This is a genomic window from Acidovorax sp. LjRoot129 (genome assembly GCF_964253765.1).
GTDB lineage: Bacteria > Pseudomonadota > Gammaproteobacteria > Burkholderiales > Burkholderiaceae_C > Acidovorax.
This window is the reverse complement of sequence record NZ_CAXUSE020000001.1, coordinates 3,960,239-3,978,536: the sequence shown is the minus strand read 5'-3', so window position 1 is coordinate 3,978,536 and position 18,298 is coordinate 3,960,239. Positions and strand designations below refer to the sequence as shown.

The window sequence follows — 18,298 nt, the reverse complement described above, 5'->3', positions numbered from 1 at the left end:
GGTCAAAAAAAGCAAACTTACCGGGGGAGAGCCGTGGATCAGGCAGATTTTGTGCACCTTGTGCGCATGAGCGAGCATGCCAGCGCCGACAACAGTCGCGCGTACCGACGCAGCGTGGCCGCATTTGCAGCGTTGGGCTATGCCTGGGTCCTGGGCTGCATGGCGCTGGCCGCGGGCCTCTTGCTGTGGATCGTGCCCCAGTTGCTGCAGGGGCGCGTCCGCTTTGCCATGCTGTGGCCCTTGCTGGCCGCGGCCGGTTTGCTCTGGGTAAGCCTGCGCGCGCTGTGGGTGCGGATGGAGGCGCCGCAAGGCGTGGAGATCACCGCACTGGAGGCGCCGGACTTGTTCGAGGCGCTCGAGCGCATCCGTCGCAAGATCAAGGGGCCACCCATCCACAAGGTGTGGCTGAGCGATGAATTCAACGCCAGCATTCAGCAGGTGCCCCGCTATGGTTTGCTGGGCGGCGCGGTCAACCATCTCACCATCGGCCTGCCGCTGCTCATGGCCCTGGACCGCCCCCGTTTTCTGGCTGTGCTGGCCCATGAATACGGCCACCTGCGCGGCGACCACGGCCGGTTTGCCGCCTGGATCTACCGCACCCGCCTGTCGTGGATGCGCCTGAACCACAGCCTGGCCGACGACGAAGGCCCGGTGGCGGCCGCCACGCAGGCTTTCATGCGCTGGTACTTTCCGCGTTTTTCGGCCAAGACCTTTGCGCTGGCCCGCCAGGACGAGTACGAGGCCGACCGCATTGCAGGCAAGTTGCTGGGTCGGGATGTGACGGCTGCCGCTCTGGCCGAGATCGAAATCCGGGGTGCGTGGCTGCAGGCGGAGTTTTGGGGCAACCACTGGTGCGCCGCCGCGGGCAACCCGCTGCCGGTGGGGCCCTACCGCAGCATGCGCCGGGGTCTGGCCAAGGCGCCCGATGCCGCATTTGCCAACGACGCACTGCGCCAGGCGCTCAAGCGCCTGAGCGGTGTAGACGACACCCACCCCGGCCTTCGGGACCGCATCGAAGCGCTGGATGCCACGCCCACACTGCCCGAGTGGTCGCATGGCAATGCCCTGACCCTGCTGGGCGACGAGGCCAAGCGGTGGGTAAAACACTTTGACAAACAATGGTGCCGCGACAACGCCACCGAGTGGAAGCAGCACCATGCGTGGCTGGAGCGTGTGCGTGCACGGGCTGAAGCGCTCGGCGCGTCGATGGCCCAGAGCAGCGCCGCCGAGCTGGTGGAGCTGGCCCGCCTCAAGCGCCACCTCGACCCCCACGCCGATGTGGGTGCGCTGTATGAGCTGGCGCTCGAGCGCAGCGCGGAATACCCCCCCGCCCTGTGCGGACTGGTGCCCTGCCTGCCGGAGGACGACCGCGAGGGAAGGCTCCTGCTGCTGCACCGGGTGTGGGAGGCTGGCAGCAACGACCGCTACTGGGCCGCGCGCACCGCACTGGCCGAGCTGGAGACTCCGCGCATGGGTAAGGACCATGACGCGGCGGCCTTCAAGCAATGGCGCAAGCGGCTGGAGCGCGCGCAGGAGTCCGAAGAGCGCGCCTGGGAGGAGCTGTCGGGTACCTCCTTCTTCAACCAGATCGCGCGCAATGACCTGAGCCCCTTTGAGCTGGCCGAGCTGCAATCGGAGCTGGCCCGCTGCGCAGCTCTCACCCGTTGTTGGCTGGTGCGCAAGAACCTGCGCGAGCATCCGCAGCGCCGGGCGTACCTGGTGTTCCTGGAGCTGCCCGGCATGGACGATGAAAGCCGCTACCACCTGTGCCGCAGCCTGGAGCGCAACCTGAGCCTCCCGGGCCCCGCGCTGGCGCTGTGGGCGGGCGAATCGCCTTCGCTCAAGGAAATCCAGCGCTACGCGTTTGACCCTGTTTACGTGCGTTGAGAGGCGGCGCCTTCTGCCTTCTGAGGTGACACGTAGTTGGTGACACTGCGCTTTGCGCAACCTGCCGGTCTGCAGCGAGCCAGCCAAGGCCAGCGCCCCGCGCAAGGGCTGCCCGGCGCGTATGCGGCGCTCGCTTGCGTGCGCTGGGGGCGCGCCCCCCAGCGGGGAAGTGGCCGAAGGCGACTCAGGGGGGCTTCCATCCACAGTGGGACAATCGGGGGATGCATCCCAAAGTTCTTCTCGACGCCTGTGCCGAACTCGTCAGGCTCACCCTCACTTTTGAACACCCCGCCGATGCGGTGGTGTCGCGTTTTTTCCGTGACAACCGGGGCCTTGGCCCCCGTGAGCGAGCCACGCTGGCCGAAACGGTCTACACCGTGCTGCGCAAAAAGCTGCTGTTCGACCACATGGCCCCCTCGGGCTCGGGCCCGAAAGAGCGGCGCTTGGCCATCCTGGGCTTTTACGGCCCGCGCGACTTCCTTCTGGGCGCTCTGACCGATCAGGAAAAGAACTGGCTCGAGCAGTGCGATTCCGTCACGGTGGACGATTTGATGGAGCGCCATCGCCACAACCTGCCTGAGTGGCTGGTGCAGCCGCTCAAGGATCAGCTGGGCACCGGCTTTTGGCCGCTGGTAGAGAGCCTGTCGAACGCTGCGCCCCTGGACCTGCGGGTCAACGCGCTCCAAGACAAGCGTGCCGATGTGCAAAAGGAGCTTGCCAAGGCCGGTATCAAGGCTGTGCCCACGCCGTATTCACCCTGGGGTCTTCGGATCGATGGCAAGCCCGCGCTGACCAAGCTGGATGTGTTCACCCGTGGCGCGATTGAAGTGCAGGATGAAGGCTCGCAACTGCTGGCCCTGCTGCTCGACGCCAAGCGTGGCGAAATGGTCGTGGATTTTTGCGCCGGCGCGGGCGGCAAGACGCTGGCGATTGGCGCGGGCATGCGCAGCACCGGCCGCCTGTATGCATTTGACGTATCGGGCCACCGGCTCGATGCCCTCAAGCCCCGCCTGGCCCGCAGCGGACTGTCGAACGTGCACCCTGCTGCCATCGCCCATGAGCGCGATGACCGCGTCAAACGCCTGGCCGGCAAGATCGACCGTGTGCTGGTTGATGCGCCGTGCTCGGGCCTGGGCACCCTGCGCCGCAACCCCGACCTCAAGTGGCGCCAGTCGCCCAAGGCGGTGGAAGAACTCGTGGCCAAGCAGACCGCGATCCTCGACAGTGCCGCGCGGCTGCTCAAGCCGGGTGGGCGCCTCGTGTACGCCACCTGCAGCATCCTGCCGCAGGAAAACGAAGCCATTGCCGAGGCTTTCAGCGCCGCCCACCCTGACTTCGAACTGGTGGATGCCGGAGAGCTGCTCGCGCAGCTCAAGGTAGAAGGCGCGCAGGGACTGTGCAGCGGGGGCGCGTCAGGCAGTGGTTATTTGCGCCTGTGGCCCCATATCCATCAGACGGATGGCTTTTTTGCGGCCGTTTGGACCCGCAAGGGTTGATGCCGGCAGGATTTGACGCTGGAGGCTGTGTGCGCTACCTGAACAGAGCTGTTGAGAGCTAGATGGCGTCCAAACGACGTGTAAACCAGCGTCAATCCTACGGATTCCCCTCTACTTAAAGATGGGGTGTCAATTTAAAATCGGGGGTCTGTTTCACTATGGAGCAGGTTCTCTGTAGAGGTATTTGTGAATATGCTGTTACCCGACTGGGCGGTTCTGAACGCTGCCATTGACTGGCTGGGCCATGGATTGTGGAATCTGTCCTGGTGGCAGGTCGTGCTGTACACCCTGGCCACCACGCACATCACCATTGCGGCGGTCACGATTTTTTTGCACCGCACCCAGGCCCACCGGGCGCTCGATCTGCATGCCATCCCTTCGCACTTTTTCCGGTTCTGGCTCTGGCTCAGTACCGGCATGGTCACCAAGGAATGGGTGGCGATCCACCGCAAGCACCACGCCAAGTGCGAAACCGTGGACGACCCCCACAGCCCGCAGACGCGTGGCCTCGATACCGTGATGTGGCGCGGCGCCGAGCTGTACCGCGCCGAATCCAAGAACATGGAGACCATGAAGAAATTCGGCCACGGTACGCCCGATGACTGGATGGAGCGCAATGTCTACACCCGCTTTGGCTGGCAAGGCGTGGGCCTGATGCTGGTGCTGAACCTGGCGCTGTTCGGTGCGCTGGGGGCTGCCGTGTGGGCGGTGCAGATGCTCTGGATTCCGTTCTGGGCGGCAGGCATCGTCAACGGCGTGGGCCACTACTGGGGCTACCGCAATTTCGAGGCGCAGGACGCCAGCACCAACCTCTCGCCCTGGGGCGTCATCATTGGCGGCGAAGAACTGCACAACAACCACCACACCTACCCCACGTCCGCCAAGTTCTCTGTCAAGCCCTATGAGTTCGACATCGGCTGGGCCTACATCAGCTTGATGCAGAAAGTGGGTTGGGCTACGGTCAAGAAGATGCCGCCCAAGCTGCAGCTGGGCGCGGTGAAGCCAGTGGCCGACGAGAAGACCTTGGAGGCCTTGATTGCCAACCGCTACGAGGTGATGGCTGCCTATGCGCGCGGGGTGCGCCAAGCCTGCAAAGAAGAAATCGCTGCACTGCAGGCCCGGCATGCGGATGTCTCGGTGCTCACGGCCGCCAAGCGCTGGCTGCACCGCGATACCGAGAAGGTGCCGGCCGTGGTGTTGCCCCAATTGGCCCAGGTGCGAGCCGCCCATCCTTCGCTCGACAAGATGGTCGCCATGCGCGAAGAACTGCGCCAGTTGTGGCTCAACACCACGCAGTCGCGTGAGCAGTTGACGGCAGACCTGCAGGCATGGTGCCGCCGAGCAGAAGAAAGCGGCGTTGCTGCGTTGCGTGAGTTTTCGCTGCGGCTCCGCTCAGCCCAGGCCTGAACCGGCTGCGCTGATCTGCAAAAAGGCCTTGCCACCTGGCAAGGCCTTTTTTGCTTTTTACTTGGCGACGCAATGTGCGGGCTGGGGCCCACACGCCCCGCCTGCCCCGTGCGCTTTATCGGCCCCATCGCGGGCCGCAAACAATGTGCGCTGCAAGAGTCCCCACACCTTCGACGCCACCCCGGGCGCCTGCGCTTTTTCTACGACGGTGATTTCGGCGGCTTGGCGCGCCGTGCTGTCAATTTGGACCCAGGCTGCCTGTGGAGGGCTCGCATGCCACACCAGGTGTTCACCGGCATCCATCACGGCGGTGGGCGGCAGACTCGTGGCCTGCCCGCCGGGATAGGGCGCAGGGCGGATGGCGACGCGGCCTTGGGTAATGAGCAGGCTGCTTCCTGGCGCGAGGCAAGCCCAGAGGCTCTGCCCGGGTGCTATGGAGAACGTGGCGGTGGCTTTAGCTACAGCTGTCAGAGGGCGTGTGGTCATGGGGCGTGCTCCTGGTGCAAAGGGCTGTGGAGAGGCCTCTAGCGTAAAAAAAACAGGCCAGCGGCAACAGGTACACAACCCACTGCTTAAGGTAGAACAGCAGCGATTGCGTGCACACTGTTATGGTTGCTTCTGACCATTCCTGTATCTGTACCGCTGCGTGGCGTTGGGGCACCATCGACCGGCTCGGTGCCCGCCCGCGCCACAGCACAGCGCAGCACAGCACAGCAGCACTCCAGGATTCCGCCCATGTCCACACGTACTGCCTCCACCTCCAATCCCCCGTCTCCCCGCGAACCTGCTCTCTACCGCCAGCTGGCGGCGCTGTACGAACAGGCCATTGCCGCGGGCAGCTTGAAGCCCGGCATGCGCATGCCGTCTGTGCGCGAGCTGTGCCAACGCCATCAGGTCAGCCTGACCACCGCATTGCAGGTGCTGCGCCATCTTGAATCCCAAGGCTGTGTGGAGGCGCGCGAACGTGTGGGGTATTTCGTTCGCGAGGTGGGGGGTGTCGTCTTGCCGCTTGCGCGCGAGCCGGAGGTGCACGAGCCGCTGGCCAGCGACCCTCAGGTGTTCACCGGCATCAATGAGCGCATTTCGGTGTTTCTCGACAAGGCCCGCCGGGCCGGGCCCTTGCCGCTGGACCTGGGCAGCGCCATGCCTGCGCCCAGCCTGTTCGATGCCACCGCCCTCAACCGGCTCGCTCAGGGCCTGCTGCGCGAGCAACCCGACGTCCTGCTGTACTGCCCCTCCGCCCCCACGACGCATCCAGAGTTCCAGCAAGCCATGGCACGCCACGCGCTCACGTTTGGCGTGTGTGTGGCGCCAGCCGACATCGGCGCAACCCATGGGAACTCCGAGGCCGTCAACCTGGCCCTGGACGCGGTGGCGCAGCCTGGCGATGTGATCGCGGTTGAATCCCCCACCTTTTTCGGCATCCTGCAAGCCATTGAGGTGAGCGGGCTGCGCGCGCTGGAAATCCCCTGCAGCCCCCACACCGGCATGTCGCTGGAAGCGCTGGAGCTGGCCGCACGCAACGAGCCGCGGCTCAAAGCCGTGGTTGTCGTGCCCCACCTGCAGATGCCCCAGGGCAGCGTGATGCCCGACGCGCACAAGGAGCGCCTGGTGGCGTTGTGCGTCGAATACGGCCTGGCCCTGATCGAGGACGATATCTACCGGGAGTTTGTCGAATCCCCCCACGTGCTGCGGCCCGCCAAGGCCTGGGACCGCCAGGGGGATGCCGGCCAGGTGATCTACTGCGCATCGCTCAGCAAGAGCTTTGCGCCGGGCCTGCGCCAGGGCTGGATGAGCGCCGGCCGCTGGCAGGCCCGGGTGCAGATGCTCAAGTTTGCGCGCACACGCAACATGCAGACTTGGTCCCAGCTGCTGGCGGCGCGCAGCGTGGACTCGCCGGCCTACGAGCGCCACATGCGCCGGATGCGTGCGCAGCTGCGCATACAGCGCGAGCAGGCAGCCCGCGCGGTGGCGAGGCACTTCCCCACGGGGACGCGCCTGAGCCTGCCGCCCGGCGGACTGAGCCTGTGGCTCGAACTGCCGACCGGGATCTCGTCCACACGCCTGTACGACGCGGCGCTCCAGAACGGGATCCGCATCGCGCCTGGCCCCATGTTTTCTAACACCGGCCGCTACGAGCATTTTCTGCGGCTCAGCTGTGGCATGCCTTTCACCCCGGAGGTGGAGGAGGGGTATCGCACTCTGGGAGCCTTGATGGCAGCCCAATTGGCCGAGGCACCGCGTGCGCGCAAGGCTGCTTGATCCGGCACGCGGGGAGGAGCCAGCGGGGAAGTGCACGCGATGGGTGGGTGCCTGCGCGTCTTCTCCAGACATAAAAAAACCGCCTGATGAGGGCGGTTTTTTGAGGATGCAAACCGAAGTTGGATTACTTCAGCTTGATTTCCTTGTATTCAACGTGCTTGCGAGCTTTAGGATCAAATTTCATGATCAGCATCTTCTCGGGCATCGTCTTCTTGTTCTTGGTCGTGGTGTAGAAGTGACCGGTACCCGCAGTGGATTCCAGCTTGATCTTGTCGCGTCCGCCTTTGCTTGCCATGGTGCTTCTCCTTAGGCTTGACCACGTGCGCGCAGGTCTGCGAGCACCGAGTCGATACCGTTCTTGTCGATCAAACGCAGGGCAGCGCTCGAAACACGCAGGCGAACCCAACGGTTTTCGGTCTCGACCCAGAAACGGCGGTATTGCAGGTTCGGCAGGAACCGGCGCTTGGTTTTGTTGTTGGCGTGGGAAACATTGTTCCCCGTCATGGGCTTCTTGCCCGTTACGTCGCAGACGCGTGCCATGAGGACACTCCGATACTTTTTAACGGCCGTTCGCTGGGCCCTGAGGAGCAGTTTCCCAGGTTGGCTTGCGGCCTCACCTCGCCAGAAAGGGTGGCGGTAACCCGATTTGCCTGCTTCGGAGGACCGCAAAAAACGGGCCGAATTCAGCAAAGCCGCAGATTATAGCCTGATGCCCAGTTTTTGATCAACTTTCCTGTTCCAGAAAGCGTTGGGCGTCGAGCGCGGCCATGCAGCCCGTGCCTGCGCTGGTGATGGCCTGGCGGTACACGTGGTCCTGCACGTCGCCTGCGGCAAACACGCCCGGCACGCTGGTTTGCGTGGCAAAACCCTTGAGCCCGCCCTGGGTGATGATGTAGCCGTTTTCCATCTCCAGTTGGCCCTGGAAGATCTCGGTGTTGGGCGCATGGCCGATGGCGATGAAGCAGCCCTGCAGCTTGATGTCTTCGGTGCTGCCGTCCTTGGTGCTCTTGATGCGGATGCCGGTCACGCCGGTGTGGTCGCCCAGCACCTCATCGAGCGTATTGAACAGCTTGAGCTCGATCTTGCCGGCAGCAACCTTCTCATTGAGCTTGTCCACCAGGATGGGTTCGGCCTTGAACTTGTCGCGGCGGTGCACCAGGGTGACCTTGCGGGCGATGTTCGACAGGTACAGCGCTTCTTCCACGGCCGTGTTGCCGCCGCCGACCACACAGACGTCCTGCTCGCGGTAGAAGAAACCGTCGCAGGTGGCGCAGCCCGACACACCCTTGCCCATGAAGGCTTCTTCCGAAGGCAGGCCCAGGTACTTGGCCGATGCGCCCGTGGCCAGGATCAGCGCGTCGCAGGTGTAGGTGCCGCTGTCGCCCGTCAGCGTAAAGGGGCGCTGGCTGAAATCGACCTTGTTGATATGGTCAAAGATCACCTGGGTTTTGAAGCGCTCGGCGTGCTCCAGAAAACGCTGCATCAGCTCGGGTCCCTGCACGCCGTGCACGTCGGCAGGCCAGTTGTCCACCTCGGTCGTGGTCATCAGCTGGCCGCCCTGGGCCATGCCGGTGATGAGCACGGGGCTGAGGTTGGCGCGCGCTGCATAGACGGCGGCCGTGTAGCCCGCTGGGCCAGAGCCGAGGATCAGAACTTTCGCGTGTTGGTTGGTGGACATGGTAAAAGCCTGTGTTTTGCGTCCGCTACATGGGGCGCTGTTGGGAAAGCTGTGGGGCAGGGCGCCAAGTATCAATCGCTTGCGATTGCCACCAGCCGCTCCAATTTCAATCACGGCGATTGTAAGAACCGATGGATAACCCGCCGCGGCACAGGTGGAGCCGCGCATAGCCCATGCTTTTGCGGCACGCGAAAGCGCATCACACGCTCTAGAGGAGAAGTTTCCATGTCGACGATGTTGTCCAACCTGGACCTGCTGCGCCGGGTGCCCCTGTTTTCGCTGCTCACGGTGTCGCAGGCCGAGGTGATCAGCGGCGCCGTGATCAAGCGCCGCTTCAAGCGCGGCGAGCCTTTGGTGGAGCAGGGACAAAAGTCCAACGCGCTCTTCATCCTGCTCACCGGGCGCGCCCGGGTGATGACGTCCGACAGCCGCGGCCGCGAAGTAATCTTGGCTACGCTCTCGCAAGGGGACTATCTGGGCGAGATGAGCATCATCGACAACGAGCCGCATTCGGCCACCGTGCGCGCCGAGGTGCAGACCGACGTGCTGATGCTGGGCCGCGCAGAATTTGCCCGCTGCCTGACCGAGAACGCCTCCATGTCCCTGGTGGTGATGCGCGGCCTGGTCAAGCGCCTGCGCCACGCCGACCGCAAGATTGAATCCCTGGCGCTGCTGGACGTGTACGGACGCGTGGCCCATGCATTGCTGGACTTCGCGGTGCCCGATGCCCAAGGCCAGCTGATCATCAAGGAAAAGATCTCCCGCCAGGACCTGGCCAAGATGGTGGGCGCCTCCCGCGAGATGGTCAGCCGCGTGATGAAGGACCTGGAGGAGCGCGGTTTCATCGAGGCGTTGCCAACAGGGGCGACGTTGCTCAAGGACCGGTTGAACGCGCTCAGCTGAGTCCGGAAAGGAGGCCCGCCTGCTTCTTCTGCTCCCACATACCCCTGAAGGCAGCTTCGAGGTTCTGCGCGAAACGAGGCGCATCGAAGATCGGCGATGCCAGCGCCCTTTGGCGCAGGCATTGTCGGAGTTCTGCTAGGGAGCGAACATCCTGAGCGAACCGCACGGCGCGTGCGGCGTAGTCTTCCTCGTCGGTTGCTATCCAGTCAAAGAGGCCCACGCTGGTCATCAGCCCAGTGCCTTGCTTGGCCAGGAAATGGCTGCCGTTCAAGGTAAGAACAGGTACGCCCATCCACAAACTCTCTGCGGTGGTCGTTCCCCCGGGGAAAGGAAATGGGTCCAGGCAAAAATCGATGCGTTGGTATGTACGAAGGTAACTGCTGCGCTCAGTAGGTGGTTCCAGCAGCAGTTGGACTGCCTGGACGCCATGTGCCGCGAAGCGCTGAGCCAGCGCATTTCGCATGTCGGCAGAGCCCAATTGTTTGGCTTGGAGCAGCAGACGACTCCCGGGCACGCTACCAAGGATGCGGCTCCACAACGCAACAACGTAATCGTTAAGCTTTAGCAGGTTGCTGGTGCTGCCGAATGTCACGAAGCCATTGGAAATAGAAGGAAGTGGATTCACGTCGATGGCCTCCCTTGGCGGCGTAAAGCACAAGCGGGTGTCGGGCAGCCGCCATATGGATTCTGTGAAATAGGGTTCACATTCAGCGGGCAGGCTGACCGGATCTGCAATCAAATAGTCCATCTCACGCAAGCCGGTGCTTGCGAAATAGCCTAGCCAAGTCGCTTGCACGGGGGAAAGGCGGTAGGCGAACAAGGGCAACCGGTTCCCCGCGGTATGGCCTGACAGATCGACCACTAAATGCAACCCAAGGCGTCGAATCATCTCCGCAGCATCTGCATCTGACATGCCAGCAAGCGAATGCCATTCCCGGAAGGCGGGGCGAATGCGACGCGTGAGTTCATCCTCGAAGGTCTGGGTGCTCAGCGCCACCAGTTCGACACGCTTCGGATCAAGGTGGGCGAGCACCCCCTCCAGGAAATGACCGACGGGATGATTGCGCAAATCCGCAGATAGCAGTCCCACGCGCAGTACCTGGGAGGAAGGGTCGCCTGCCCAACCCTGTGTCAGCGCCTTGACGTTCCGGGCGCTTGTTTGTCCAAACGCCTGGGCGCGTTTGAAGCTATCAGACTGGCTGTACGACGGCAGATAACTTAGCGTGAAGAGCAGGTTGCTCTGAATGTCAGTGTTCTCAGGCTCGATGGCGAGGGCATCGTGGTACGCGCTTACCGCCCCCTCCAGATCCCCTCGGGTCTTGCGCACGTTAGCTAATAGTGCGCGTGCAGGGGCCATGTCAGGTGCCAGATCTATCGCCTTGCGTGCCGCGGTTTCCGCGCCGTCGAGTAAGCCCAGTTCCAGCAGGAGGTCGCCGCGGTTGTAGTGAAGTGCGGCGTTGGAGGGCTGGATATCCAGCGCACGGTCGTTGACTGCCAGGGCCTCCTGTAGGCGACCGCAGTCCTGCAGTACGTAGGAGAGGTTGCTCAGGGTTTCGACATGATCGGGCGACAGATCCAGGGCCCGCCGATAGCTTCGTTCGGCCAGAGCGAGCTTGCCAGACTCATGCTGCATGTTTCCCAGGTGAAAAAAACCGTGTGGGAGGTCGGGTTTGAGCTTCAGAGCGCGGTGGTAGTGGTTTGCGGCTTCTTCCGAAAGGCCCAGGTCCCTCAGCGCATTGGCCAGATTGAAGTGTGCCGTGGGATCGCTGGGGCTGATTTCCGCGACCTTTTTCAAGCACGGAAGGGCTTTCGCATCGTCGCGGCGCGCGCGATGAATGGCGCCCAGAATCCCCCATCCCATTGCGTGCTTGGGAAATTGGACGGTCAGCGCCTGTGCTTTCAAATAAGCTCCCTGCAGATCGCCCTCTTGATAGAGGTGCAGCAGGGTCTGCAATTCAAGTGGTGTAGGCGTGGTTGCGGCGCGAGTGAACAGGTGGATGGCCATTGCTGAAACTGGTGACTTTCATTCGCTCAAGCAGGCTTGTTTGCCAAGGTGCTCGACAGGTGAGTCGCGAATGGTACAGACCGGCATTATCAAACTGCGGTCCCAACGCCTGCCATCACAGCAGTCAGTACAGTACGGCGACTCGTGCTGTGCTTCGTAACTGGCCGCAGTGGCTCTGACGTATGGCTTTGCGGTATGCGTCAGCGCGACCGAAGCGTTCACGGTGCTTGCGGTAAGCTCGCCCGGCACGCATATGACCTATTCCCTCAATACCCTGAACGCATCGTCGGCGGCCAAGTCGCCGCCTCGCACGGGCGCCGCCCGTTTTGGCCATGAGATTGGCCTGATGGTGGGGCTGCTGGCCCTGGTTTTCTGGCTGCTGGCGCTGGCCAGCTACTCCACGCAGGATGCTGCGTTTTCCAATTCTGGTGCGCGCGACGTGCGCATGGTGGCCAACTGGGCGGGGCGCTTCGGCGCTTGGCTGGCCGATGGCAGCTATTTTGCGATGGGCTTTTCCGTGTGGTGGTGTGTGGCTGCGGGCGTGCGCGCCTGGCTGTCGTCGCTGGCGCGCTGGATGCGCGGTGGCGAGCCGGTGCCGGGTGCCGCCAGCCCGATGCAGCGGCGGGCGTTGTTCTGGGGTGGGCTGGTGCTGCTGATGTGCGCCAGCACGGCCCTGGAGTGGTCGCGCATGTACCGGTTCGAATCCCTGCTGCCGGGCGGGCACGCCGGTGGCGTGCTGGGGTACGTGGTGGGGCCCGCGAGCGTGAAGTGGCTGGGCTATACCGGCTCGGCCCTGCTGTCGATTGTGCTGGCGGTGCTGGGCGCGGCGCTGGTGTTTCGCTTCTCCTGGGGCCACGTGGCCGAGGTGCTGGGCTCGCGCATCGACTCCTTGGTGCAGTCGCGCCTGGCCAAGCGCGAAGTGGCCAAGGACGTGGCGGTGGGCCGCAAGGCCGCGCGCGAGCGCGAAGTGGTGGTGCTGGAGGAGCGCACCGAGAGCGAAGTGCACCACCCAGAGCCCATCCAGATCATCGAGCCGATCCTGACGGATGTGCCGCAAAGCGCCCGCGTGGTGAAAGAGCGCCAAAAGCCCCTCTTCACCGAGATGCCCGACAGCAAGCTGCCGCTGGTGGATCTGCTCGACGGCCCGCTGCAGCGCCAGGAAACCGTGGCGCCCGAGACTTTGGAGATGACCAGCCGCCTCATCGAGAAAAAACTCAAGGACTTTGGCGTGGAAGTGCGCGTGGTGGCGGCCATGCCCGGCCCGGTGATCACGCGCTACGAGATTGAGCCTGCGACGGGCGTGAAGGGCTCGCAGATCGTGGGCCTGGCCAAGGATCTGGCGCGCTCGCTGAGCCTTGTCTCGATCCGCGTGGTGGAGACCATCCCCGGCAAGAACTACATGGCGCTGGAGCTGCCCAATGCCAAGCGCCAGTCCATCCGCCTGTCCGAGATTCTGGGATCGCAGGTCTACCACGAGGCCAAGAGCATGCTCACCATGGGTCTGGGCAAGGACATCGTGGGCAATCCGGTGGTGGCCGACCTCGCCAAGATGCCACACGTGCTGGTGGCAGGGACCACCGGCTCGGGCAAGTCGGTGGGGATCAACGCGATGATCCTCTCGCTGCTCTACAAGGCTGAGGCGCGCGACGTGCGCCTGCTGATGATCGACCCCAAGATGCTGGAAATGTCGGTCTACGAGGGCATTCCGCACCTGCTGGCGCCCGTGGTCACCGACATGAAGCAGGCGGCCAACGGCCTGAACTGGTGCGTTGCCGAGATGGAGCGCCGCTACAAGCTCATGAGCAAGCTGGGCGTGCGCAACTTGGCGGGCTACAACGTCAAGATCGACGAAGCCAAGGCGCGCGAAGAGTTCATCTACAACCCCTTCAGCCTGACGCCCGAAGAGCCCGAGCCGCTGCAGCGCCTGCCGCACATCGTGGTCATCATCGACGAGCTGGCCGACCTGATGATGGTGGTGGGCAAAAAGATCGAAGAGCTGATTGCCCGGCTGGCGCAAAAAGCGCGGGCGGCGGGCATTCATTTGATCTTGGCCACCCAGCGCCCCAGCGTGGACGTGATCACGGGCCTGATCAAGGCCAACATCCCCACCCGCATCGCGTTCTCGGTGGGCTCCAAGATCGACAGCCGCACCATCCTCGATCAGATGGGCGCTGAGGCTCTGCTGGGCATGGGCGACATGCTCTACATGGCCAGCGGTACGGGCCTGCCGATCCGGGTGCATGGCGCGTTTGTGTCGGACGAGGAAGTACACCGTGTCGTCAACTACCTCAAGGCACAAGGGGAGCCGGACTACATAGAAGGCGTGCTCGAAGGCGGAACTGTGGATGGTGACGGTGATCTGTCAGGGGACGGCAACGGTGGTGACGGCGGCGAGAAGGACCCCATGTACGACCAGGCCGTCGAAGTGGTGCTCAAGGACCGCAAGGCGAGCATCTCGTACGTGCAGCGCAAGCTGCGCATTGGCTACAACCGCTCGGCGCGGCTGCTGGAAGACATGGAAAAGGCGGGGATCGTGAGCGGCCTCACCACCAGCGGCCAGCGCGAAGTGCTGGTGCCTGCGCGGGAATAGGCCACCCGTCGTCTGCGCTGCGGTGTTCTTGTCCGGCACCAGCCGTCAGGGGTGATGGCAGCGCAGCAGCCAAGGCGCGGGGCTTAGAAGGCGTTTGCACCCATGCCCCAGGCCGGTCTCCCAACACAAGGAATTCCATGAAAAAAACGATTGCTCTTATTTTGATAGCTACCGGTGCAGGTATAGCAAGCGCTGACGGCCTGAAAAGCCTTGAATCCTTCATGAAGGGCACGCAGACGGGCCGTGCTGACTTCAGCCAGACCGTGACGTCGCCGCCCAAAGACGGGCAGACGGCACGCACCAAGACGTCGAGCGGGAGCTTCGAGTTCCAGCGCCCGGGGCGTTTCAAGTTTGTCTACAAGAAGCCGTTCGAGCAGACCATCGTGGCCGACGGCCAGACGCTGTGGCTGTACGACGTGGACCTGAACCAGGTCACGCAGCGGGCCCAGGCGCAGGCGCTGGGCACCACGCCCGCAGCGCTGCTCGCGTCGGCGCCGGATCTGTCGGCGCTCAAGGCCGAGTTCACGCTCGAGAACGCGCCGGAGCAGGACGGACTGCAATGGGTGCTGGCCTCGCCCAAGACCAAGGAAGGCCAGCTCAAAAGCGTGCGCGTGGGTTTTGCGGGTGAGCAACTGGCTGCCCTGGACATCCTGGACAGCTTCGGCCAGCGCTCGCTGATCCGCTTCAACGGCATGCAGGCCAACACGGCGCTGCCCGCCGGTACCTTTCAGTTCAAGCCGCCGGCCGGCGCGGACGTGGTGAAGCAGTAAGTCAGTTTGCTATAAAAAATATAGCTGTCAGCGCTTGCTGGACAGGCGCTGGCGGCCATTTTGATGCTCAATCGCAGTGCTCAGACCAGCCACAACAGCGCCAGCCCGATAGCGGCCGGGACGGACTGGATGAACAGGATCTTGCGGCTGGCGGTGGCGGCACCGTACAGGCCGGCAATCAGCACGCACAGCAGAAAGAATGTCTTGACGCCCAGCCCGCCCGCGTCGCCCAGCGTGAGTCCCCAGAACAGGCCGGCTGCGAGGAATCCGTTGTACAGGCCCTGGTTCGCAGCCAGTACCTTGGTGGCAGCGGCCTGCTCGCGTGACTGACCAAAGGCGCGCCGGCCGGCTGGCTTCTCCCACAGGAACATTTCCAGCACGAGGATGTAGACATGCAGGACGCCGATGAGACCGACGACGATATTGGCGGCTAAGGACATAGCGGGCAGAGCTCCAAAAAAATGGGGGATGAAAAGCCCGATGCTAGACGCTGCCGATTCGCGACCCTGTCGCATGAGGTGGACAGTGGCCGGCGTGCGTGCTCGCGCCGGGGTGGATCGGATATGTTGGAATCAGGAAATGAGCTTGCCACTTTGCTTCCATCGAGACGCCTCGCAGCCTTGTGCCGAGCGCGCGACCGCATTGGACGGTAGAGAGCTGCTGTGCATCGCGCAGCGCTGTGTGGATTAGGACCTGTCAAACATGGCTGCCACCCCATCCAGCGCCGCAGCGCCCTCGTCGGCGCACCCCGACCACCAGCCCCTGGCCGAGCGTCTGCGCCCGCGCACGCTGGGCGAGGTGATCGGCCAGCAGCACGTTCTGGGGCCGGGGATGCCGTTGCGGCTCGCGTTCGAATCCGGCCGGCCGCACAGCTGCATCCTGTGGGGGCCGCCGGGCGTGGGAAAGACCACCATTGCGCGGCTCATGGCCGATGCGTTCGATGCGCAGTTCATCAGCATCAGCGCCGTGCTGGGCGGGGTCAAGGACATCCGCGAGGCGGTGGAACGGGCCGAGCTGGCGCGCGACGGCCTCATGCAGCAGCGCACCATCGTGTTCGTCGACGAAGTGCACCGCTTCAACAAGAGCCAGCAGGACGCGTTCCTGCCCCACGTTGAATCGGGCCTTTTCACCTTTATCGGCGCCACCACTGAAAACCCGTCTTTTGAAGTCAACTCGGCGCTGTTGTCACGCGCCGCCGTGTACGTGCTCCAGCCCCTGTCGGAAGACGATTTGAAGCAAATCGTAGCCCTGGCGCAGGCGGAGAAAGCGCTACCTGCTATCGAAGATGTAGCAATCGACCGCCTGGTGGCCTACGCCGACGGCGACGCGCGCCGGCTGCTCAATACCCTGGAAACGCTGGCCATGGCCGCCACGCAAGAAAAGCTGGCCGAGATCACCGACGCCTGGCTGCTCAAGGTGCTGGGCGAGCGCATGCGCCGCTACGACAAGGGTGGCGAGCAGTTCTACGACACCATCAGCGCGCTGCACAAATCCGTGCGCGGCTCCGACCCCGACGCGGCGCTGTACTGGCTGGTGCGCATGCTCGATGGCGGTGCCGACCCGCGCTACATGGCGCGCCGCCTGGTGCGCATGGCCAGCGAAGACATCGGGCTGGCCGACCCGCGGGCGCTGCGCCTGGCGCTGGACGCCACCGAGGTGTACGAGCGCCTGGGCAGCCCCGAGGGGGAGCTGGCGCTGGCTGAATGTGTGGTGTACCTGGCCATGGCGCCCAAGTCGAACGCGGTCTACAAGGCCTACAACGCCGCGCGCGCCTGGGTGAAGAAGGACGGCACGCGCCCGGTGCCTATGCACCTGCGCAACGCACCGACCAAGCTCATGAAAGAGCTTGATTACGGCAAGGGCTACCGCTACGCGCACGACGAAGAAGGCGGCTTTGCGGCGGGCGAAAACTACCTGCCTGAAGGCATGCTCGCGCCGGGTTTTTATCAGCCGGTCGAGCGTGGGCTCGAAATCAAGATCGCACAGAAACTGCGTGAGCTGCAAAACCGCAATGCAGCCACGGGCGATGCAGAGGGCCCCGCCGAGACCCCTTGAGCGCAAGCAGGGGCGGGCGTCGGACGCGGTTCATGCCGATTGCGCATGACTTCGGTAATAAGCCTGCACATCAATATTCCTGCTTCCATCATCGTGGCTTATGCGCTGCGTTGCGCGCTGATGGGGCCAAAACCCGAGGGAAAACCCCGGCCGGCTTGGTGCGGGCCGCTGGTGACTACTCGCTACAATCCCGTCCACAAACCCGCACAGCTGCACTTCTGGCGGGTTTTTTGCTACATGGCAGGCTGGCCCACAAGGCTGTACCGATTTCGGTGCCAGAGCGGTGGGTACGTCACAAACGAAGGACTTCTCTTATGGAAATTTTGCTGCAGCAGATCATCAACGGTCTGGTTCTCGGCAGCATGTACGCCTTGATAGCCTTGGGCTACACAATGGTGTACGGCATTATTCAGCTGATCAATTTCGCCCATGGCGAGGTGCTCATGATCGGGGCACTCACCAGTTGGAGTTGTATAGGAATGATGCAAGCGGCCATGCCCGGCGCGCCCGGCTGGCTCATCCTGCTGCTGGCGACCATCATCGCCTGCGTGGTGGCCGCCACCCTGAACTTCACCATCGAGAAAGTCGCCTACCGGCCGCTGCGCAACAGCCCGCGCCTGGCCCCCCTGATCACCGCCATCGGCATGTCGATCCTGCTGCAGACGCTGGCGATGATCATCTGGAAGCCCAACTACAAGCCGTACCCCACCCTGCTGCCGAGCACTCCCTTCCAGGTGGGCGGCGCGTTCATCACCCCCACGCAGATCCTGATCCTGGGCGTGACCGCAGTGGCACTGGCTTCGCTGGTCTATCTGGTCAACCACACCAACCTCGGCCGCGCGATGCGTGCCACGGCGGAGAACCCCCGCGTGGCGTCCCTGATGGGCGTCAAGCCCGACATGGTGATCTCGGCCACCTTCATCATTGGGGCCGTCCTGGCGGCCATCGCCGGCATGATGTATGCGTCCAACTACGGCACGGCGCAGCACACCATGGGCTTCCTGCCGGGCCTCAAGGCCTTCACGGCGGCCGTGTTCGGCGGCATCGGCAACTTGGCGGGCGCGGTGGTGGGCGGCATCTTGCTGGGCCTCATCGAAGCCATCGGCTCCGGCTACATCGGCACGCTGACGGGCGGCCTCCTGGGTAGCCATTACACCGACATCTTTGCATTCATCGTGCTCATCATCATCCTGACGCTGCGCCCATCGGGCCTGCTGGGTGAGCGTGTGGCGGATCGAGCCTGAG

The 18,298-nt window shown here is 63.7% G+C and carries 15 protein-coding genes; 9 read left to right on the top strand and 6 right to left on the bottom strand.

The genetic code is table 11. The features are described 5' to 3' along the window. The first annotated feature begins 33 nt into the window (after window positions 1-33). The 3 genes from ACSQ3Q_RS18280 to ACSQ3Q_RS18270 all read left to right on the top strand — a co-directional run bounded on the left by ACSQ3Q_RS18280 (window position 34) and on the right by ACSQ3Q_RS18270 (window position 4,790). Entirely contained in the window at window positions 34-1,887 is a 1,854-nt protein-coding gene (locus tag ACSQ3Q_RS18280; RefSeq protein WP_436135749.1) for a M48 family metalloprotease, read from the top strand. Window positions 1,888-2,108: 221 nt separating this feature from the next. Next, window positions 2,109-3,383: an RsmB/NOP family class I SAM-dependent RNA methyltransferase gene (locus tag ACSQ3Q_RS18275; RefSeq protein WP_436135748.1), complete on the top strand. Its 1,275-nt coding sequence runs from the start codon at window positions 2,109-2,111 to the stop codon at window positions 3,381-3,383. A gap of 192 nt (window positions 3,384-3,575) precedes the next feature. After that, window positions 3,576-4,790, top strand: coding sequence for a DesA family fatty acid desaturase (locus ACSQ3Q_RS18270; protein ID WP_436135747.1), 1,215 nt, complete (start codon window positions 3,576-3,578; stop codon window positions 4,788-4,790). Between the two features lie 57 nt (window positions 4,791-4,847). Here the strand turns inward: ACSQ3Q_RS18270 and ACSQ3Q_RS18265 are convergent, their stop codons facing one another. Further along, on the bottom strand, window positions 4,848-5,276 hold the full coding sequence (locus ACSQ3Q_RS18265) for a hypothetical protein (protein WP_436135746.1): 429 nt from the start codon (window positions 5,274-5,276) through the stop codon (window positions 4,848-4,850). Window positions 5,277-5,525: 249 nt separating this feature from the next. Here ACSQ3Q_RS18265 and ACSQ3Q_RS18260 point away from each other — a divergent pair, with 249 nt between their 5' ends. Beyond that, window positions 5,526-7,052, top strand: a complete 1,527-nt coding sequence (locus tag ACSQ3Q_RS18260; RefSeq protein ID WP_436135745.1) for a PLP-dependent aminotransferase family protein — start codon at window positions 5,526-5,528, stop codon at window positions 7,050-7,052. 124 nt (window positions 7,053-7,176) lie between these two features. On the opposite strand, the gene rpmG is transcribed toward ACSQ3Q_RS18260, so the two are convergent. From rpmG to trxB, 3 genes are all read right to left on the bottom strand, one after another. Continuing rightward, entirely contained in the window at window positions 7,177-7,347 is a 171-nt protein-coding gene (gene rpmG / locus ACSQ3Q_RS18255; protein WP_007859760.1) for a 50S ribosomal protein L33, read from the bottom strand. Window positions 7,348-7,358: 11 nt separating this feature from the next. Further along, the gene (gene rpmB / locus ACSQ3Q_RS18250; RefSeq protein ID WP_010463481.1) at window positions 7,359-7,592 is read right to left on the bottom strand and encodes a 50S ribosomal protein L28; all 234 of its coding nucleotides are present in this window, start codon (window positions 7,590-7,592) and stop codon (window positions 7,359-7,361) included. Between the two features lie 184 nt (window positions 7,593-7,776). Next, the gene (trxB, locus tag ACSQ3Q_RS18245; protein WP_436135744.1) at window positions 7,777-8,730 is read right to left on the bottom strand and encodes a thioredoxin-disulfide reductase; all 954 of its coding nucleotides are present in this window, start codon (window positions 8,728-8,730) and stop codon (window positions 7,777-7,779) included. Between the two features lie 225 nt (window positions 8,731-8,955). Between trxB and ACSQ3Q_RS18240 the strand changes: the two genes are divergently transcribed. After that, complete coding sequence (locus ACSQ3Q_RS18240; RefSeq protein WP_436135743.1) at window positions 8,956-9,633, top strand: Crp/Fnr family transcriptional regulator; 678 nt, start codon at window positions 8,956-8,958, stop codon at window positions 9,631-9,633. Here ACSQ3Q_RS18240 and ACSQ3Q_RS18235 read toward each other — a convergent pair. Next, a complete protein-coding gene (locus tag ACSQ3Q_RS18235) occupies window positions 9,626-11,638 on the bottom strand; it encodes an O-linked N-acetylglucosamine transferase family protein (RefSeq protein ID WP_436135742.1) in 2,013 nt (670 codons plus the stop codon). The genes ACSQ3Q_RS18240 and ACSQ3Q_RS18235 overlap by 8 nt on opposite strands. A gap of 253 nt (window positions 11,639-11,891) precedes the next feature. On the opposite strand from ACSQ3Q_RS18235, the gene ACSQ3Q_RS18230 reads away from it, so the two are divergent. After that, window positions 11,892-14,228, top strand: coding sequence for a DNA translocase FtsK (locus tag ACSQ3Q_RS18230; protein WP_436135741.1), 2,337 nt, complete (start codon window positions 11,892-11,894; stop codon window positions 14,226-14,228). Window positions 14,229-14,365: 137 nt separating this feature from the next. Further along, window positions 14,366-14,998 (top strand): outer membrane lipoprotein chaperone LolA, encoded by a 633-nt coding sequence (gene lolA / locus ACSQ3Q_RS18225; protein WP_436135740.1) that lies wholly within the window; start codon window positions 14,366-14,368, stop codon window positions 14,996-14,998. Between the two features lie 80 nt (window positions 14,999-15,078). Here the strand turns inward: lolA and ACSQ3Q_RS18220 are convergent, their stop codons facing one another. Next, on the bottom strand, window positions 15,079-15,438 hold the full coding sequence (locus tag ACSQ3Q_RS18220) for a DUF1304 domain-containing protein (protein ID WP_436135739.1): 360 nt from the start codon (window positions 15,436-15,438) through the stop codon (window positions 15,079-15,081). A gap of 262 nt (window positions 15,439-15,700) precedes the next feature. Between ACSQ3Q_RS18220 and ACSQ3Q_RS18215 the strand changes: the two genes are divergently transcribed. Together ACSQ3Q_RS18215 and ACSQ3Q_RS18210 are read left to right on the top strand one after the other, a co-directional pair. Then, on the top strand, window positions 15,701-17,053 hold the full coding sequence (locus tag ACSQ3Q_RS18215; protein WP_436135738.1) for a replication-associated recombination protein A: 1,353 nt from the start codon (window positions 15,701-15,703) through the stop codon (window positions 17,051-17,053). 314 nt (window positions 17,054-17,367) lie between these two features. Continuing rightward, complete coding sequence (locus tag ACSQ3Q_RS18210; RefSeq protein WP_436135737.1) at window positions 17,368-18,297, top strand: branched-chain amino acid ABC transporter permease; 930 nt, start codon at window positions 17,368-17,370, stop codon at window positions 18,295-18,297. The last annotated feature ends 1 nt before the right edge of the window (window position 18,298 follow it).

Coding starts and splice junctions, on each gene's coding strand:
- ACSQ3Q_RS18275 (WP_436135748.1), top strand. CDS start 2,109: ATGCATCCCAAAGTTCTTCTCGACGCCTGTGCCGAACTCGTCAGGCTC.
- ACSQ3Q_RS18270 (WP_436135747.1), top strand. CDS start 3,576: ATGCTGTTACCCGACTGGGCGGTTCTGAACGCTGCCATTGACTGGCTG.
- ACSQ3Q_RS18265 (WP_436135746.1), bottom strand. CDS start 5,276: ATGACCACACGCCCTCTGACAGCTGTAGCTAAAGCCACCGCCACGTTC.
- ACSQ3Q_RS18260 (WP_436135745.1), top strand. CDS start 5,526: ATGTCCACACGTACTGCCTCCACCTCCAATCCCCCGTCTCCCCGCGAA.
- rpmG (WP_007859760.1), bottom strand. CDS start 7,347: ATGGCAAGCAAAGGCGGACGCGACAAGATCAAGCTGGAATCCACTGCG.
- rpmB (WP_010463481.1), bottom strand. CDS start 7,592: ATGGCACGCGTCTGCGACGTAACGGGCAAGAAGCCCATGACGGGGAAC.
- trxB (WP_436135744.1), bottom strand. CDS start 8,730: ATGTCCACCAACCAACACGCGAAAGTTCTGATCCTCGGCTCTGGCCCA.
- ACSQ3Q_RS18240 (WP_436135743.1), top strand. CDS start 8,956: ATGTCGACGATGTTGTCCAACCTGGACCTGCTGCGCCGGGTGCCCCTG.
- ACSQ3Q_RS18235 (WP_436135742.1), bottom strand. CDS start 11,638: ATGGCCATCCACCTGTTCACTCGCGCCGCAACCACGCCTACACCACTT.
- ACSQ3Q_RS18230 (WP_436135741.1), top strand. CDS start 11,892: ATGACCTATTCCCTCAATACCCTGAACGCATCGTCGGCGGCCAAGTCG.
- lolA (WP_436135740.1), top strand. CDS start 14,366: ATGAAAAAAACGATTGCTCTTATTTTGATAGCTACCGGTGCAGGTATA.
- ACSQ3Q_RS18220 (WP_436135739.1), bottom strand. CDS start 15,438: ATGTCCTTAGCCGCCAATATCGTCGTCGGTCTCATCGGCGTCCTGCAT.
- ACSQ3Q_RS18215 (WP_436135738.1), top strand. CDS start 15,701: ATGGCTGCCACCCCATCCAGCGCCGCAGCGCCCTCGTCGGCGCACCCC.
- ACSQ3Q_RS18210 (WP_436135737.1), top strand. CDS start 17,368: ATGGAAATTTTGCTGCAGCAGATCATCAACGGTCTGGTTCTCGGCAGC.